Genomic DNA, 604 nt, shown 5'->3' with positions numbered 1-604 from the left:
GCTCAGCGCCCGCGGGGCGGCCGCCGACCTGCGCGCCACCAACGCGCAGACCCAGTCCAAGGACCTCAGCGAAGTGGCCCAGTTGCTCGACGAAGCGATCAAGCAGTGGACGCTGGCCCAGGCCACCTGCGAGGGCCCGCAGCGCGAGCGCGCCCGCCGCAACCTGGCCGACGACGAGAAGACCCGCGCCGCCATCGCCGAGCGCCTGGGCGCCGGCTCGCAGTGCGAGGGCTCGCACCGCGACGCCGCCTCGCTGCAGGACCTGGCCGTCAAGGCCTTCGGCGAGCGCCGCTGGGCCGATGCCGCGATGCTGTATCACAAGGCCGAGACGCTCTGGGACCTGGCCGCCGAGAACTGCACCGGCACCCAGCAGCAGGTGGCCCAGAAGCGGCGCGAGCAGTCCGAGATCGACGGCCACAACGCCGAGTTCTGCGCCCCGCTGTTCGACCGCGCGCGCGAGTTCACGCAGAAGTTCCGCAGCGCCAGCGCCGGGCTGCCGCTGCCCGAGCGCCAGCAGCAGTCGCAGATCGCCGAGACCCTGTGGCGCGACGCCGGCCGCCAGTGCCGCGGCGGGGCGCTGGAGCTGGCCGGCAACAATGCGCAG

General features: G+C 74.0%; 1 protein-coding gene. It reads left to right on the top strand.

Going from position 1 to position 604, the window contains the following annotated elements; translation table 11 throughout:
* Nucleotides 1-604, top strand: a 604-nt coding sequence (locus tag B0W88_RS34200) for a hypothetical protein (RefSeq protein ID WP_158080999.1), incomplete at both ends; no start/stop codon positions are given.

Source organism: Pelomonas sp. KK5 (assembly GCF_001984095.1).
In the GTDB taxonomy this organism is placed as follows: Bacteria; Pseudomonadota; Gammaproteobacteria; order Burkholderiales; family Burkholderiaceae_C; genus KK5.
The sequence above is the reverse complement of the archived record's forward strand: the minus strand, read 5'-3'. Positions and strand labels throughout refer to the sequence as shown.